The sequence below is a fragment of the Chlorogloeopsis sp. ULAP02 genome, from assembly GCF_038404745.2.
Lineage (GTDB): Bacteria > Cyanobacteriota > Cyanobacteriia > Cyanobacteriales > Nostocaceae > Chlorogloeopsis.
This window is the reverse complement of the sequence record NZ_JAYKTT020000023.1, coordinates 259,214-274,123: the sequence shown is the minus strand read 5'-3', so window position 1 is coordinate 274,123 and position 14,910 is coordinate 259,214. Positions and strand designations below refer to the sequence as shown.

Here is a 14,910-nt window from a genome sequence, read left to right as displayed (position 1 = left end):
GTGGAGATGTAGATTTCGGAGAAAAGCCTGCCAATATCAAAAGGTTAAAGCCCATCAATACCACAAACAAACACTATTACCGAATTCTATTCTCGCTTGCCATGTTAGTACAAAATTCAATTTTCACCCACCGTAAGTTGGAATTTTGTAGTGAAAATTTGCTACCAGGGTTTTGTCTGGTAACTGAGAATCTGTCTTGAAAGGCAGTCTTGATGAAACTACCCTGCGGTAATGGCTACTCTGCGAGAAGATGCTAGCTAACGCAACGCCTGACGGAGAACGCGTCTACGCCCTACGGGGACTCTACCTTGAAGCCGTACCTACGGAAGCTGCTCCGCATCTACCGCATCTACCGCGTCTACGACAGTCGCTACAAAGCTCTTAACCCGACGCCAGGTGCTACAACGGGGGGAATGCCCAAGGGCGCGCTGTCTCACCACCGCACTTGCTCCCCTGCACCTATTTTCAAGACAGATGGCAGGAAGAGGACAAGGGGAGGGGTCTTCTTCATGGTTAGCTTCAAAGGGCGATCGCTTCTGCCAGAAGAAGTAAGACTTAGAACAGAGGTGTTAATCCTAAAATTTTAGTTATAATTTATTGACATTACAAAAAAATAGTTACAATAGATACAGAAAAATCGTTCATCTCCTGAAGTAGATTCCAAATAGTACTCCCAGACAGAGAGTGTCATCTTGTAGGCATAGCTTTGAACTGCTGTGAATGTTATTTGGTATCAGATGCTGTTGAGGAGACGGAAGTAAGGAGAAATCCTGAAGGAACGCGCCTCATTTAACTCCAATTGAAGCAGCAAAAATTTAAAGCGAGGCGAAGCAGATGAAACTTACTTATCGTGGTGTTGATTATGAACACAATCCTTTAACCGTTGAACTAACCCCAGAAGAAATTGGTGGTAAATATCGGGGTGCAACTTGGGAGCGTCGTTATCCCAGACATATTCCCGTACCTCAACCAGTAGCTGAGTTGAAGTATCGCGGAGTTCCTTATCATATCGGCGATCCGCTAGATGTAGAAGCGATGATGCACCGGAAACAGCGTACTGGTTCTAAAACTGAAGCAACCGTCACCAAACGTAAAAAGTTGACAGAGGATCTAGCAAGAACTCATCTGGTACATATCCAGCGTAATTTGGAACATCGCTTGCAAGTAGCCAAAGAACAAGGAAATCAACACCTCATTCAGCTATTAGAAGAAGAAGCAAAGCAGTTGGCTTAAAGGTTAGTAGATAGTAGTTAGTTATTTACTACTAACCACTAACTTTCACGGTTAATCCAAATGCCTCTTAATCCTGCTGCCTTTGCTCCGTGATAATCTTCTGTAAAACTGTCCCCAATATGCCATGCTGCGGCAGGGGGGCAGTTATGTTTTTCTAAAGCAATTGTAAAAATTTTTGGATCGGGTTTGGCAGCACCTGCTTGGGTAGAAATGGTTATAGAACTGAAAAAATCTCTCAGTTCTAAAGCCTGCAATACTGAATAAATGCGAGAATCAAAATTCGAGACTATCCCTAATTCGATTCCCATCTGCCGCCAGTTTGTCAAGGCTGGCAAAACATCGGTATACAAGAACCACGGTTCGGCAGTGCCAAAGTGAATGTAAATTTCGCTAAAAAAAGCCGAAAAGTCGGAAAACTTCTCTAGAACACCTGCTTGCTCAAAGGTTTTAGAGGCTATACTAAACCACCAGTCAAACTCGTACTGGAGAATATCTTGCTCTTGTGTATTGGGAAATACAGGTGGCGGTGCAGCTTTAAAGCTAGAGATAAATGTTTTATTCAAAATTTCGGCTGAAACTTCGACGCCAAATTCCTGTGCTAATTGACTATAAACCTCACCCACACTGCCCTTAACGTTGAAGAGTGTGCCAACAGCATCTAAAAAAATAACTTTCGGTCGTTTCATCAACCTTTGACAACTTTGGATTTTGGATTTTAGCTACTCACATTAGGCGGCAGAAATCAACACATTTCTCGTGGTGACTGTTAGTGGGTAGTAGAGAGTGGATAGTGGTTAATAATTAACTACTAATATACAGACGCGAGGAACCGAAGCGTCTCTACCTACTAACTACTAACTACTAACGATCCTCGTAGATTATGTTTATCTACACTCAGTTACTTAAACTTATTTTGAGAGTGTCTCTATAATAGGACGAGCTAACCAGTTAAAACCAACTTTAAGTTTATGATCTAAAGTCGGCAGGCGATAGAGATAGGCTAAACGACGAGCTATGTAAGCTAAAGTCCCTTCCAAAGTGATGCCTAAACCACTGAAGGTAGCACTATCTATCCCCAGTGTCATCATCTCACCTAAGTGCTGATAGCGCAAAGGGAGTAAGGGGCGATTGGTTAGAGTTGCCCAAACATTCCAACCAGCATAATCGGCTTGTTGAAAAGCTGCTTGAGCAGTAGCAGGCACTTGCTGTCCTTCCGCATCCCGACAGTCTGCTAAATCTCCTAAAGCAAAAATTTCTGGATGATCGAGGACTTGTAAAGTGGGTGTAGTGGTAATTTGACCACGCTGATTTTGTTTAAGACCAAGATTTCGTACTACAGGTGCAACTTGCGTTCCTACAGTCCAAATGACTAAATCTACGGGAATAATATCTACTTGACCCTTATATTCTAAGGAAATAGTATTTTGCTCGATTGATACTACCTTGGTTTCCAAGTCAATAAATACACCTTGTTCATCCAAGGCTTTTTTGGCTGCTTGGCGATTAAATTCTGGAGAAGTACGCAAAATTTGGTCTGTCAATTCAATTAATCGAAAGCGTCCTCTTTGCCCCAGTCTGTCTGCTAATTTACAAGCTAGTTCAACACCGCTATAACCACCGCCAACAATTGCTACCCGAATTTTATCTGCATCTGATTCTTCCAATACTCGCAGGCGTTCTTCTAAACGATACGCATCTGTAATAGTTCGGAATGTGTATGCATAAGCTGTAGCTCCCGGCACCATATCTAGAGGTGTCTCCCCACCCAGCGCTAACACCAGACGATCATAATTGATTGCTGGCCCATCGTGTAAATATACTTGGCGTTGATCTATATCAATTCCCGACACAGTAGCCTGATAAAAGCGCACACCTGTGTCTTTCAAAAGTTCTTCAAAGGGAGGGGCAATTTCCCAAGATTGTAGTTCCCCAGTCAGTAGTTCGTAGAGGAGGGGAGAAAAAAGAAAGCGATCGCTTTGATCTACCAAAACTATTTCAGGTTTTGACAACGGTTGCCAAGGTAACTGGCTTAACCGTAAGGCAGTGTAGAGACCACCAAAGCCTCCACCCAGGATACAAATTCTAGCTCTTTGTTCGGTCATGTGTCTAATGGGCAGTGAATCCCAGTAGGGCAACTTCTATCAGTGTAATGATTTCTTTCGCTCTATTACCATCAACCAGTTATCCTGGTATTTTCCTTCGTGCAGTTCATGTTTTGGTAAAAGCTTCTCTTTTACGAAGCCGCATTTCTCGTAACAACGAATAGCACGAGTATTTTTCACATCTGGATCTATGACTACCTTAACAGCTTGTAATTGCTCAAAAAGATAATCCACAATCCCTGATACAACTGTAGTGCCAATTCCTTTATTCCAATAAGTATTTTCACCTATAAATAAATCAATACCGTAGATAAAATAAGTATTTTCCAGACAATATTTCAGCCTGTCGGTTTCAGGTAAGTCATTGAGGGAATAATACTGTATGTAACCAATGGGGATATTTTGATAGTAGAACAGACAAGGTACAACTGGATCGTATCCCCTAACTAGAGGTTGGTATGTTTCTATAATTCTTGCTAATGGAAAAGGATTATCTCTACCTTCATAAAATTCTAAGACTTTTTTGTCAGTCAGCCATTTTGCCATTAATTGATAATCATGGATATCGTCTTGCATGAGGCGAAAACTGATTCCATCTTTTTCAAATAGCATCTCTATTATCTAATTCTTCTGGTTTGCAATTTTCAATAGCCTCTTTCAATAGGTTATTATCCACATTCCACCACTCTTTTAACCGTATTAAAACTGTATATAATCTTGAGTCTCCAACTTCTTTGGCTGCTTCTACAGCTAATTTACCAACCCACTTAGAAGTAAGCTCTTCTATTAATAAATTTACGACTCTTTCATCTCGTCTAATCGCCAAACCTAGTAATGCTTCTCCACGAATCTCACTTTCAGTTTCAGTCTCATTCTTCTCATCTATGAGACGTTTAAATAAAGCGTCTCTAATCGCTGGAGAATTAATTTCTATCATTGAGCCTAATCCAAAAGTTGCCCAATTTCTCACATCTGCATCTTCGTCCGCAGATAAATCAATTAGCGTATTAATTGCTAGCTCATCTGTTTGGGATAGTAAGCCAAAAACGACACCAAAACGGACATTGGCACTAGCATGATTTTTTAATTTTACTAATGGTTGTATTCCTCTAGAATCCTTAAGATGACCTAAAGCAACTCCAATCGCGCCCAGAACTTCAGTATCTTCTTCTTTCTCAAGCAGTTGGAGAAGTATATTCACTGATTCATAAGGAAAAGACCTTTTTGGTATTCCTAGCTGTCCTAATATGTCAACCCCTAGCTCTCTTTCCTTAGGATTTTGACTTTTACATAACCTCGATGCTGCTTCAAATACTTCTAAACTACCACGGAAATGTAAAATACTGACAATATCTCTAAAAGTATATTCGTTTTCTTGTGCTAGTGCAATTTGGATTAACTCTTCAGTACTTCTTGGATCATTGTGTTGTTCTTCAATATAATTATCTGCCGAATCCATAAGCTTAAAATCCTAAATTAATCTGCAAAATAGACGAAATTAGTAATTATATGGTAAATTTTGTGTACTCACTTCAGAATCACTATGAAGATAATTAAAAAGCGGCTTATGCTTTACACAAGCCGCTTCAAATCTAGCATATATTTATAAAAAGTTAGTTGCCACCAGAGGTTACAGCTTTGTGATGTTGAGCGGTAACTTCACCTTTGGCATACCATTGACCATCTAAGCCTTTTTCAAACATCTCGTGGACGCTATTCAAAGCTATTTGTCGAGCACCCTCTTCACTGATACCGTCACTTTTGGCAGCTTTGAGAGCAGCAGCATAAATTTGTTGAGCTTCTTGAGGCAAGTTTTCTCCTCTAATTTCTTCTGGCAATTCCTGTTGATTGTTGTTTCTGCTTTCCTGTTGTAATTGTTCTGCGTTATTACTTGTGCTTTCTTGCTGCAATTGCTCTACGTTGTTACTTCTATTTTCTTCAGATGATTGTTCTACATTGTTATAAGTCATCAGTCCACTCCGATTATTTAATCTTAAATTAATCTTGAATCCATCGTAAAAAATAAAAGATGTCTTCTCCTCTTTCTGTAAGCATAGAATAGGACTTACCTGAGTAGGAATTTAATTAATGTCAATTTCTCCTAATTCTTTGATATGAGCTTGTATAAAAAATTGGGGCTAGGGACTAGAGGCTAGGAAGAGGACAAGGAGAAGGGGGGGAAGGGAAGACAAGGGTAAAATCTTTCTTTGCGTCCCCTTTCGGGTACTCTACGAGAAGCTAGGCTACGCCTGTCTACCGGGCGTCTACACCAGTCGCCCCAAGTCTTTGCCGCCAAGCGGTTCAGCCCAAGGCGCTGGTTCACCACATCTCTTTGTCCCCGTGTCTTCTTCCCAATCCTCAATCACCAATACTTAGTACCTTTGTCCCAACTGACTTCTGCCTTGAATTACTAAACACCTGAGGGAGCTAATTTATTTTTAATTTCGGTATCTTTTGATTCTTCTAAAGTTTCCATTAAAGGTGGACGTAGGCAGAGGTAAAATAATGGGCCAAACAAAGGTAAGAGTGCCACCACCCAAAAAATGCGAGTATCCTTAATTCCTCTGCGTGCCATGTCATCTTGAAATAAAGAGGTGATGGGGAATATTAGGCACATCAAACAAAAGTCGATACTAATCAAATGTACAAAATGCTTAGTCTGAAATTGACGAACATAGTCCTGCCAATCTCCAGTTGTGAATGCATAAACTAGTAGAGCAATAGTGCCGATTAAAAGAACAATTCCTGTTGAACGTTGGTCAAAAAATCGCAGCCACTTATCTATTCTTCCATAAAATTCTTGATTAGACTTGCGGAAAATTAAATAGGGTAAAAGGCAAATTACTCCAGTGAAATTTGAGCCAAGGAAATATGGCCAAACGCGAAAGTTTTGCATTCTGCCATCCGCAAACATCATCGCGCCGTAAATCATCGGCCAAACCCCCATTAAAGAAAAAATTACTGGAATAAAGGCATTGAGTTTATTCCATTGGAGTGTTAACAATTTCCATCCTAAAGGCCAGGTGTCGGTTTGATCCAAGGGAGCTAAACAAAGGGTATAGGCGACAAAACCTAACCAAATTACCCAGAGAATAATTTTTCTAATAACCATAAATTTAAATCAGGTTATGTGGAGCTAAAACACAAGGATTATTTGGATCGCCAATTTCTAGTTGAATAGTTGTATGTTCAATACCAAAATTATCGTGGAGTTCTTGGACAATCTTAGCCAAAAACGCATCTCCTGGATGTCCATTTGGCATAACTAAATGGGCAGTTAAAGCTACCTCTGAAGAACTCATTCCCCATATATGTAAATCATGAACTTCTATTACACCTGGTAGTTCACTCAAAAAAGTACGAACGGCAAGAAGTTCAATGCCGATGGGGACAGCATCAAGTGCTAAGTTAAGAGATTCCCAGAGAAGTTGCCAGCTATTAATAACTACAACTACAACCACAATTAAACTAATTGCAGGGTCGAACCACAACCAACCTGTTGTCAAAATAGCAACACCTGCCAAGACGACACCAAGAGACACCATTGCATCAGCAGCCATGTGTAAAAACGCCCCACGGATATTAATGTCTCGTTTGCGACCAGACATAAACATTAAGGCAGTAATGGAGTTGATGATCACTCCTGCGATCGCCACTACTATAACTACACTGCTGGGGATAGGATTGGGATCGCTGAAGCGGCGAATTGCTTCCCAACCAATTCCCCCCATGACCAACAGCGGGATAATAGCATTTAACAGGGCAGCCAAAATCGAAGAACGACGGAGTCCATAGGTGTAGCGTTGGGTAGGTGGGCGTTGAGAGAGAAAACTTGCTCCCCAAGCCAGCACTAACCCCAAAACATCGCTTAAATTATGTCCGGCATCAGCCACAAGTGCTAAAGAGTTAGTCAAAAAACCATAAGTTGCCTCTATAGCGACAAATCCAGCATTGAGGATTAGTCCGATCGCAAAAGCACGATTGTAATTCAACTGTTTGTGACTATGACTGTGATTGTGACTGCCAGACATAAACTAATCACTGCCTTCTACTTGAGAAGTAAAGCTACCATGCAGTCCGTAGGGGATGTGGTGTTTAAGGTGTAAATTGGCGATCGGCCTCTTTTCTAGATTCTTGCCATCTAGAATTACCACGTTGGTACGGTTATGAGCAGCGTTATAAACTAGTGTAAACACCCAACCATCATCTTCACACTCCTTTGTCTCGATATGGGGGGTGCGAGGTACAAACACAGGTTCGCCCACAAATCCCTTCGGTGCCGCACTCCAGAATTGCTGTTCACCAGATTCTGGATTGACTTTAATAATTGCTTGGTGGGGGGCATCTCCTTCTGGTTGATGGGCAGCCGCTAAGAATATCCAACGATGATGTTTACCAATGAGTGCGGGATGAATAAACGGAAATTCACAGGCACGTTTATCAACTTGATGCCGTTGTGATGTCTGCGTTTTCAGATTGATGCGAAAACGCCAAAGTTGTGCTGGAGGACGGCTATTAAAATCAATTTCCTGATAATTTAGGTTGTGATCAACACCAGGAAAGGTTTCATAGCAAATCGAATCTACAATAATTTCCTCACCTTGCTCAAAAGCGTTGGCGTGATGAAAAACAAAACAGGGATCGGCAAGAATACATTGTGTTGATTGTGACGAATTGCGAGGAATTACCCAAATTTTTGTTGGGTTTTGCTCTTGAAATTTGATACATTCTGCCGCACCTCGAAAACCTAATACATAGGGCAGAGGATTAAAAGAAACAGGGTTTTGAAAGAATAAGCAGTAATTAGGCGTAATGGCAAAGTCGTGGATGAAGGCAAAGCCTGGTAGTTTGTGGTCGTGTTTTTGTACAACCTTACCCGCCAAGTTTAGCTCATAAACAGTAATAGTTGTTAAAGTGCCTGGTTTAATAGCAAAGGTAACTAAGCGCGGTTCTCGATTTTCATCGCCTGGATCTATCATCGGATGCGCTGCAAAGGGTGAATCCTTATTCAGTACACCATCTAGTGTTTCGATGCCCAGAGTCTCTAATGTCTGTGGCTCCAGACGATAGGGATGAGAAGCTTCCCAAAGGGCTAATAATTTTCCACCCCAGTAAATAATGTTAGTGTTGGCAACGTTTTTCTTTCTCAAGTCAAAGGTATTTGCTAGCCAGCCTCCTGGTTTCTCAGTACCGAAAACTCCCCGATACAGCATTCGTCCTGCTGCTTGTTCTGCACAATAACCTTCTGTACGCACAAAGCGATTGCGAAAATGAGCACGTCCGTTTGAGAAGGAAATAGCACACACCATGCCATCTCCATCAAAAGGATGATGAACAGTTCGACCAAAGATATCTAGTAACCCAGGGCCATTACGATATAGAGTACCGTTGAGATCTATAGGAATTTTTCCTTCTACATCTTCAATCCAATAGTCAAATTCTTGTGTCAAGGAACGGTTAGCTCCCCGCCAGTCTTCCATTGTGTAGGGTTTAGAATGGGAGGAGGTAAAATTTTGTTGGGATCTAGTTTTTTGCATAAGCAGCATCAATGAAAATCAATACTAGGTTGGAGAAGTAGCGCGATCGCTCCTACAATCACAAACGATATTGTGATCCAAAACAACATCATATTCAGCTTCATGCTGTACTCCTTCTTAGTGGAATTTCTCAAAAGAGAATATTAAAAGTTAAACTAATTAAATGCTATGAAGAGAAAAGAGAAATAATCGTCTTTCTTGAGAAAGGTTTGATGAGTTAGATGCAATTCACAAAATCTAAAAAATTACTATACTTTTGGTAGACGCTTAAATAGCTAGGGAGATAACTTATACAACTGTTTAACTCAGAACTATCATAATATTCATACTTGTTTAAAAATCCGATTTGATTTTTGCAAAAACTCAGAGGCTTTAATGCGTTATGCTTCGCTAACACATCCTACATAGATTTACAAAATAAAATTATGAGCCTTATTGTCAGAATTGCTCTCTAGAAAAAGCAAGAAAATACTTAATTTATGAGTGCCAATCTTCTATTCAGAGTTGGTACTACTTGAATATCAAAAATAAATAAAAACATAAAAAATCTCAAAATAGACCATATTCAAAATAGACCATATATAGAGTCCACAATAAAAGATGAAAATTGGTCTTCCTTGAGAGCACCCCAATTTTTTCAAAACACAAAACTAATTAGCTCAGATTAACGCTCTGTGTTCCTACCCTGCGGGAAGGCGTTCGCGTTGACTCTGCGTTGAAAAATAAACTCAAACATTTGGGATGCTTCCAAGGAAGACTCACTATATATACGGTGCTTAGAATTTTGGAGAAGTAGAAAAGTTAGGATTTTTCCTGATTGTGCCAAGTTTTTAACCATCAAAGACTTCTTGAACGAGCAACTCTTTTCGTCAGTGAATACAAACACATCTCCGAAATTATATGGTGTATCAGAGTACAATTACTGAGTTATGGCTCGTTTATAGTACAGAATCCTCAGATTTTAGATTTAAAGGGCTAATTTACAATCTAAAATCTAAAATCTCCAATCTACGACTACAATGACAGATCTGACTCCTAACTCTAGTTTTAGTTTGACACTCCGCCTAGAAATTCCCAACCGCGTGGGAATGTTGGCTAATGTAACTCAAGTGATATCCAATAATGGTGGTAATTTTGGTCAAATAGATCTCATTGAGCAAACCAGACATATTTCCATTCGCGAGATTACTGTTGATGCTGCAAGTACCGAACACGCCGAAGCGATTGTACAAGCAGTCAAGGCATTACCAGATATCAAGGTACTGAATGTTTATGACCGTACCTTTAATCTGCATCGTGGTGGCAAAATTAGCATAGCTAGCAGAATTCCCCTTAAAACCGTATCTGACTTGGCAATGGCATATACGCCTGGAGTCGGACGTATCTGTAATGCGATCGCTCAAGATCCAGAAGAAGTTTACAAATTAACCATTAAACAAAATACTGTTGCTATTGTTACTGATGGTAGCGCTGTTTTAGGTTTAGGAAATCTCGGCCCAGAAGCAGCATTACCAGTCATGGAAGGAAAAGCAATGCTGTTCAAAGAATTTGCAGGTATCGATGCTTTTCCCATCTGCCTTGCAACTCAAGATACAGATGAAATTGTTAGTACAGTTAAAAATATTGCTCCTGTGTTTGGAGGCGTAAATTTAGAAGATATTGCCGCTCCTCGCTGTTTTGAAATAGAAAAAAGACTGCGGCGCGAGTTAGATATCCCCGTTTTTCACGACGATCAGCATGGTACAGCGATAGTTACTTTAGCAGCCCTTTTCAACGCTTTAAAACTAGTACACAAATCAATGGATCAAATCCGGATTGTGATAAACGGTGCTGGTGCAGCGGGAATTGCGATCGCTCGTTTACTCCGCAAAGCTGGGGCAGAAAAAATTTGGCTATGCGATTCTAAGGGCATCCTCTCTAGTAGTCGCACTGACTTAACAGAGGAAAAACAGGAATTTGCTGTCAAAGCCCAGGGTACTCTAGCAGGTGCTATGCAAGGGGCAGATGTATTTATTGGTGTCAGCATACCGGGAGTGTTGACACCAGAAATGGTACGTTCAATGACTAAAGATCCTATTGTGTTTGCAATGGCAAATCCAATTCCAGAAATTCAACCAGAATTAGTAAGCAGCGAAGTTGCTGTCATCGCTACCGGTAGAAGTGACTATCCTAATCAAATCAATAATGTCCTTGCTTTTCCTGGAGTATTTCGCGGCACTTTAGATTGTCGTGCAGCAACAATTACTACTTCAATGTATTTAGAAGCAGCAAGTGCGATCGCTTCTTTAATCAAACCAACAGATCTAGATAGAGAACATATCATTCCTTCTGTGTTTGATGAGCGAGTTGCCACTACTGTTGCTGCTGCGGTGCAACGTGCGGCACGTCAAGATGGTGTTGCTCGCTCTTAGTTATTGGTTATTTTCCTCCTGTACGGATGGGTTTGGCAATGATATTTCTATTGAAAACGATTATTGGTTTGCTAAACCCGCACGCCAGTTGCACTCAAATGAGGAAATCTCCAAGAGCGCACTGGCTCCCCTACTAAGCTTATCGCTCTGTGACTTCTTCAAGACTGGCGCACGAGCTATAGAATAATAAACCACAGAGAACACGGAGGACACAGAGTCAAGAGGATTTTAGAGAGATTTTGCTCTACATTTTTTCGTCTCAATGGTGTTTAAGTTCGCGAATGGTAGCACTCGTGTTGCGTGCATAAGCAACTTGAATACACCTGGCAACTCTTAAGAGCGATCGCTTATTCGTTTGGTTAGGGTAGAAGTGAGATCGCATTGGTAATTTATTAGACTATGCAATGGGAATATGGCACGATCAGCAATACAAGCAAAGACGAGTGCTTATGAAAATTTGGCAAGCTGATTTTTATCGTCGCCCCCAAAAAGATGCATCTGAGCAGATTTTGTGGGATTTGTTGATTTGCGATCGCGATCGCAGTTTTCAATATGAAGCTAACTGTCCCCAATCTGAGGTGAATTCTAGCTGGGTTGCGTCCCAGCTGCAAATAGCAGCAACTGTTGAAGGGCTGCCAGATGTCATTCAGGTATTTCGCCCTCAGTCTTTGGGTTTAATTGAACAAGCTGGACGCAGTTTGGGGATTAATGTTGAGCCGACTCGTCGTACTTTTGCTCTCAAGCAGTGGTTGCAGGCAAAGGACTATCCAACTGTGGTAGACAAACCACCTCCTGCGCCATTACCAGAAAATCTCTGGGGAGAAGAATGGCGTTTTGCAGCAATGTCGGCAGGTAATTTAGTAGAGGCGTTTGCAGAGCTTCCCATTCCTAATTTGGTGATGCCAGAGTTTCTATTGCCGATTAATTTGGGTTTGCCATCAACAGTGGCGGTTCCCGGTGTAGTAATTTATGGGGGACGACAATCGATGCGCTTGGCACGGTGGTTGCAACAAGCACGCCCTGTGGCTTTGAATTATGTTGCAGGTGCGCCCGATGGGTTAGTGTTGGAAGCTGGTTTAGTAGATAGATGGATTTTGGCTACTTTTGAGGATGCAGAAGTAGCAGCAGCAGCCAAGTTTTACGAACAGCGCAAGCAGCAAAGCCGTGGATTACACTTTTTACTCGTGCAGCCAGATGATTCGGGTTTAACTTACAGTGGTTTTTGGTTATTGCAGGCGGAGTGACCTCAATGTTGCCGTTGTTGTTGTTTTCGCTGTTTATCCGAGCTTTGTGTAGATTCATTTTCTAGCTCAGACATTCTATCTACTCCTTATTAAACGTGACATATCTAGCGAATAGATAGCCGTTTCTATGTCTTCAATATCTTCTGTAGAATCAGAAAACTTAGAATATAAAAACTGCATGAGCTTCCGTTCTAAAGTCCCTTTTATTTTAGCCTCTACTTCATTTTCGATAAAAATCGAACACGCATAACGAACTAGAGTTTCAAAAGCTCTATCACTAATTTCTCCGTTGTTATGCAAATAAGAGAAATAAGACAAAACCCCCTTAAGTTTTTCTACATTTAATCTAGTTAAAATATGTGGATTTGAAACATCATCTTTGTTTTGAGGAAATTTACTCTTTTCTTGTGTTGTTTCTTGCAAAATTATATTAATTTACCTCAACTATATATCAGAACGTTGAGAACCTATCCCCTTAAAATACTCAACTAATAAACCAAATTTCATTAATAAGTAATCTATATCAATAATTAACGTCACAAAACTTCAACAAAATAGTGCTATGTGTCAATATATTATCGTTTCGCACAGCTTTTGTAAATTTGCCGTAATAATAAATAAAATTCAAAAAATGTTATATATCAGACAATAACTGATTGTGATTACCCAGAAAAATTAACCTACGAGCTTTCAACACCTCACCACATCCACAAAGTCTATAAAACACTACGGCTAAAGCTTTCTCCTTTGATGTTTAACCGAAGCCAGCACAAGATAGCGAGCAGGCGATCGCCCTTGTACATGAATGGAGCGAGCGTAAGCGCAAACTCTTTAAACCCGAACACATTCGTAAAGCGATGTCACGTCTGCAAGAGCAAAACTGGCCACATTTCCAAGCAAAGTCAAGTTAAAAATTATCTAAAAAATGCTAGGAATAGACAAAACTAGCTAACAAATTACACATGAATGAAATTGACTTAGCCTTTACCCCAGCCCTGGAACAGGCACAGTTAATTCGTCGCCGGGAAGTATCGCCACTAGAATTAGTGCAGATATATTTAAAACGGATTCAAAGCCTAAATTCCCAACTGGGAAGTTATTTTACGGTAATGGCAGAGCAAGCTCTAGCTGATGCAAAAGCCAAAACAGAAATGTTGACAACTAGTAAGGAATTACCTCCTTTTTTTGGTGTACCAATTTCGATTAAAGACCTCAATCCAGTTGCGGGTGTACCTTGTACCTTTGGCAATCCAGCCTTACTCAACAATATTCTCGACTTTGATGATGGTGTAGTAACGCGGATTAAACAAGCTGGATTTATTCTTCTTGGTAAAACAGCTACCTCAGAAATTGGTTCCTTTCCTTACACAGAACCTACGGGTTTTCCCCCAACCCGAAATCCGTGGAATTTAGAATACACTCCTGGTGGTTCTAGTGGAGGTGCAGCAGCAGCAGTAGCAGCGGGATTGTGTGCGATCGCTCAAGGTTCGGATGGAGGTGGTTCAATACGTGGCCCAGCAGCGTGCTGTGGTTTGGTCGGAATTAAGCCAGCACGAGGAAGGGTAACTCATGCACCCGTGGGCGATCGCCTTAGTGGCATTGCTACCAATGGGCCGATTGCCCGTACAGTGGCTGATGCAGCTGCCCTTTTAGATGTGATGTCCGGTTATGTGACTGGCGATCCCTATTGGTTACCCGATCCCGAACCATCTTTTCTCACTGCAAGCAAGGAAAGAATTGGCAAATTGCGAGTAGCTTATGCTACTAGTATTGCTCCCATTGGCGAAGCTGATGCTAACTGTAAGCAAGGCGTGTTGCAAACAGTGAAGTTATTAGAAGAACTTGGCCATATAGTAGAAGAAAAATGCCCAGACTTTAGCGGTTTAGTAGAACCGTTTCAATTTGTATGGCAAACAAGTGTAGCTGCATCCGGTATTCCAGCCGAAGCATTGCAACCTGTGAACCGTTTCCTATTAGCAAAGACTGGTTCTGCTGGTGAATATCTCCAAGCAGTTTATCAAATGCAAATGGTGGCGCGACTGATTGTTGCATTTTTCACCACCGTAGATGTATTAGTACTGCCAGTTTATCTCCATTCCCCCATCCGAGTCGGCGAGTGGGCAAACCTCACTCCTGAAGAAACATTCCAAAATATCATTAATTGGGTAGCTCCTTGTCCACCGTTTAATGCCACCGGGCAACCAGCGATCGCCCTTCCCGTTGGCTTTGACGAGCTAGGTGTACCAATTAGCGTCCAGCTCGTTGGTAAACCCGCAGCGGAAGCGACTCTGATTAGTTTAGCAGCCCAACTAGAAGCAGCTAAACCTTGGATTCAGCATCGCCCCGCATTTGCCACAAATTAGTTAATAGGGTATGGGGCAAA

At 41.2% G+C, this 14,910-nt stretch carries 16 protein-coding genes and 1 riboswitch; of the genes, 6 read left to right on the top strand and 10 right to left on the bottom strand.

Annotated elements, in window-relative coordinates:
• The first annotated feature begins 308 nt into the window (after positions 1-308).
• Positions 309-587, top strand: coding sequence for a hypothetical protein (locus tag U2718_RS11605; RefSeq protein WP_342003009.1), 279 nt, complete (start codon positions 309-311; stop codon positions 585-587).
• Positions 588-636: 49 nt separating this feature from the next.
• A riboswitch (Glutamine riboswitch) is annotated at positions 637-785 on the top strand.
• Between the two features lie 49 nt (positions 786-834).
• Complete coding sequence (locus U2718_RS11600; RefSeq protein ID WP_342003010.1) at positions 835-1,233, top strand: DUF4278 domain-containing protein; 399 nt, start codon at positions 835-837, stop codon at positions 1,231-1,233.
• A gap of 38 nt (positions 1,234-1,271) precedes the next feature.
• On the opposite strand, the gene U2718_RS11595 is transcribed toward U2718_RS11600, so the two are convergent.
• The 8 genes from U2718_RS11595 to U2718_RS11560 all read right to left on the bottom strand — a co-directional run bounded on the left by U2718_RS11595 (position 1,272) and on the right by U2718_RS11560 (position 8,872).
• Positions 1,272-1,919 (bottom strand): HAD family hydrolase, encoded by a 648-nt coding sequence (locus U2718_RS11595; RefSeq protein ID WP_342003011.1) that lies wholly within the window; start codon positions 1,917-1,919, stop codon positions 1,272-1,274.
• Between the two features lie 222 nt (positions 1,920-2,141).
• Entirely contained in the window at positions 2,142-3,335 is a 1,194-nt protein-coding gene (locus U2718_RS11590; protein ID WP_342003012.1) for an NAD(P)/FAD-dependent oxidoreductase, read from the bottom strand.
• 39 nt (positions 3,336-3,374) lie between these two features.
• Entirely contained in the window at positions 3,375-3,947 is a 573-nt protein-coding gene (locus U2718_RS11585) for a GNAT family N-acetyltransferase (protein WP_342003013.1), read from the bottom strand.
• The gene (locus U2718_RS11580; protein WP_342003014.1) at positions 3,937-4,794 is read right to left on the bottom strand and encodes a HEAT repeat domain-containing protein; all 858 of its coding nucleotides are present in this window, start codon (positions 4,792-4,794) and stop codon (positions 3,937-3,939) included. Before U2718_RS11580 ends, U2718_RS11585 begins: the two co-directional genes overlap by 11 nt.
• A 154-nt stretch (positions 4,795-4,948) precedes the next feature.
• Positions 4,949-5,305, bottom strand: a complete 357-nt coding sequence (locus tag U2718_RS11575; protein WP_342003015.1) for a ChaB family protein — start codon at positions 5,303-5,305, stop codon at positions 4,949-4,951.
• 440 nt (positions 5,306-5,745) lie between these two features.
• A complete protein-coding gene (locus tag U2718_RS11570; protein WP_342003016.1) occupies positions 5,746-6,447 on the bottom strand; it encodes a DUF2834 domain-containing protein in 702 nt (233 codons plus the stop codon).
• A 4-nt stretch (positions 6,448-6,451) separates the two neighbouring features.
• Positions 6,452-7,366 (bottom strand): cation diffusion facilitator family transporter, encoded by a 915-nt coding sequence (locus tag U2718_RS11565; protein WP_342003017.1) that lies wholly within the window; start codon positions 7,364-7,366, stop codon positions 6,452-6,454.
• A gap of 3 nt (positions 7,367-7,369) precedes the next feature.
• The gene (locus tag U2718_RS11560) at positions 7,370-8,872 is read right to left on the bottom strand and encodes a carotenoid oxygenase family protein (protein WP_342003018.1); all 1,503 of its coding nucleotides are present in this window, start codon (positions 8,870-8,872) and stop codon (positions 7,370-7,372) included.
• A 1,019-nt stretch (positions 8,873-9,891) separates the two neighbouring features.
• On the opposite strand from U2718_RS11560, the gene U2718_RS11555 reads away from it, so the two are divergent.
• Together U2718_RS11555 and U2718_RS11550 are read left to right on the top strand one after the other, a co-directional pair.
• Positions 9,892-11,283 (top strand): malic enzyme-like NAD(P)-binding protein, encoded by a 1,392-nt coding sequence (locus tag U2718_RS11555; protein ID WP_342003019.1) that lies wholly within the window; start codon positions 9,892-9,894, stop codon positions 11,281-11,283.
• Positions 11,264-11,470 carry a hypothetical protein gene (locus tag U2718_RS11550; RefSeq protein ID WP_411813268.1) on the top strand — a complete coding sequence of 69 codons (207 nt, stop codon included), beginning with the start codon at positions 11,264-11,266 and terminating at the stop codon, positions 11,468-11,470. The genes U2718_RS11555 and U2718_RS11550 overlap by 20 nt, the downstream gene beginning before the upstream one ends.
• 72 nt (positions 11,471-11,542) lie before the next feature.
• Here U2718_RS11550 and U2718_RS11545 read toward each other — a convergent pair whose 3' ends face one another.
• The gene (locus U2718_RS11545; protein ID WP_342003020.1) at positions 11,543-11,665 is read right to left on the bottom strand and encodes a hypothetical protein; all 123 of its coding nucleotides are present in this window, start codon (positions 11,663-11,665) and stop codon (positions 11,543-11,545) included.
• Positions 11,666-11,732: 67 nt separating this feature from the next.
• Here U2718_RS11545 and U2718_RS11540 point away from each other — a divergent pair, with 67 nt between their 5' ends.
• On the top strand, positions 11,733-12,527 hold the full coding sequence (locus U2718_RS11540; RefSeq protein WP_342003021.1) for a Tab2/Atab2 family RNA-binding protein: 795 nt from the start codon (positions 11,733-11,735) through the stop codon (positions 12,525-12,527).
• Between the two features lie 75 nt (positions 12,528-12,602).
• Here U2718_RS11540 and U2718_RS11535 read toward each other — a convergent pair whose 3' ends face one another.
• On the bottom strand, positions 12,603-12,950 hold the full coding sequence (locus U2718_RS11535) for a hypothetical protein (RefSeq protein WP_342003022.1): 348 nt from the start codon (positions 12,948-12,950) through the stop codon (positions 12,603-12,605).
• Positions 12,951-13,489: 539 nt separating this feature from the next.
• On the opposite strand from U2718_RS11535, the gene U2718_RS11530 reads away from it, so the two are divergent.
• On the top strand, positions 13,490-14,890 hold the full coding sequence (locus tag U2718_RS11530) for an amidase (protein WP_342003023.1): 1,401 nt from the start codon (positions 13,490-13,492) through the stop codon (positions 14,888-14,890).
• Positions 14,891-14,910: the final 20 nt, after the last annotated feature.